The organism is Phyllobacterium sp. P5_D12, from assembly GCF_054049495.1.
Genome location: NZ_JBFUMG010000818.1, coordinates 1 through 1,494 on the forward strand (window position 1 = coordinate 1; position 1,494 = coordinate 1,494).

The following is a 1,494-nucleotide window of genomic DNA, read 5'->3' on the forward strand; positions in this document are numbered from 1 at the left end:
CTCGGGTCAAGCCCGAGGATGACGGAGACGTCGGGATTTTCTGCTGCTGTGCGTGGTTCGACAAGCTCACCATGAAGGAGACCAGTGGCTGCACCGCTAATCACCGCCCCCGCAGTTCTTGGCTCCACTGCAACCACCCACCTTCCCCATGGTGAGCTTGTCGAACCACGCACAGCAGCATTGCCAAAACCCGAGCACCGAAAGCAAATGTCTCTTCCCTCCCCTTGCGGGGAGGGAGGCTACGCAGCAGGGAGGGGTCCTTTGGATTTCCACACCCAGACTTATCCCCACTCCGATACGAGTTTATCCTAAAGCTGATTGAGAATGGTAGCTGCGCTCGAGGTGACAGCCTGACCCGGAGACTCTTCGATATTGAGCTGCTTCACCACGCCGTCTTCAACTAGCATTGAATAACGCTTGGAGCGTATGCCCATATTACCGGCACCAAGATCGACATCGAGACCGACGGCCTTGGTGAAAGTGGCATTGCCGTCCGAGAGATACTGAATTTTGCCCTCGCCATTCGTTGCCTTGGCCCAGGCGCCCATGACATGCGGATCATTGACGGCGACGACGACAATTGCGTCGATATCCTTTGCCAGAATTGCATCTCTGTTTTCAAGATAACCCGGCAGATGGTTCATGCTGCAGGTCGGCGTAAACGCGCCGGGAACAGCAAAGAGAACAATTCTCTTGCCCTTGAATAGCGCTTCGGAGCGGACTTCACTGACGCCCTCGTCCGATTTTGTCTTGAATATAGCGTCCGGCAAACGCTCGCCCACTTTGATCGTCATGAATAGCTCCCTGTGAGATGATGATATGCGCCCTTCCGCACATAGGGTGCGTACTTGCAAAAGTCGAGAATTTTGATCGTTATTCCTGAACGTTGATCATGCCGGAGACGGCCTTGTCTCCTTGAACCAGCGTGTAGTTAAGAGGGGGTGTTTTTTTGTCCTTTCCGGAAATGATCCGCACGGAAAAAACGGCACTATTTGCCTGCCGGTCCTTCAGTTTCGACATGCCGAACGTAACGATTCCATCGCCCGCGACGAAAATGTCGGTGTTTGGATCATCGGAAGGAAGGTCGACCGTTACCCTCACGCGATCATCCGTGCGTACCGCGCTACGCGCCCCGAATGTCGCCGACGCTTCGCCCGGCAGCTGTTCGAAGGCCGAATCTATGAGCGTTTTGGTCAGGGCGTCGGTCGGTTTCGYGTTGTCGACGGTAAAATCAAACTCCGCTTTAACCGGGATGCAGATCGTCTCGCAAATCCCAAGAAATGCATGGCCCTTCAAATGGGCAGGCTTGGCAGGATCGGCGAGTGTGAGCGTGAGCGGCAGGGAGACTGGTTTCTTGTATCCTGCCCAGTGGGTATTGCCGTCATCGAAGCGATGCGGCGTTGGAAACGCAAGCGCATAGCTTTTGATGTTGGTGCTTTCAGTGAGATCGAGTTCTGGCGGCACACCCGCATCACCGGGTTCTCGCCAATAGGT

At 54.9% G+C, this 1,494-nt stretch carries 2 protein-coding genes; both read right to left on the reverse strand.

The window, feature by feature from the left end:
* Positions 1–308: 308 nt before the first annotated feature.
* Positions 309–794: a redoxin family protein gene (locus ACXJ5O_RS26720; RefSeq protein WP_457302547.1), complete on the reverse strand. Its 486-nt coding sequence runs from the start codon at positions 792–794 to the stop codon at positions 309–311.
* 79 nt (positions 795–873) lie between these two features.
* On the reverse strand, positions 874–1,494 hold a 621-nt coding region (locus tag ACXJ5O_RS26725), incomplete at its 5' end, for a protein-disulfide reductase DsbD domain-containing protein (protein ID WP_457302548.1).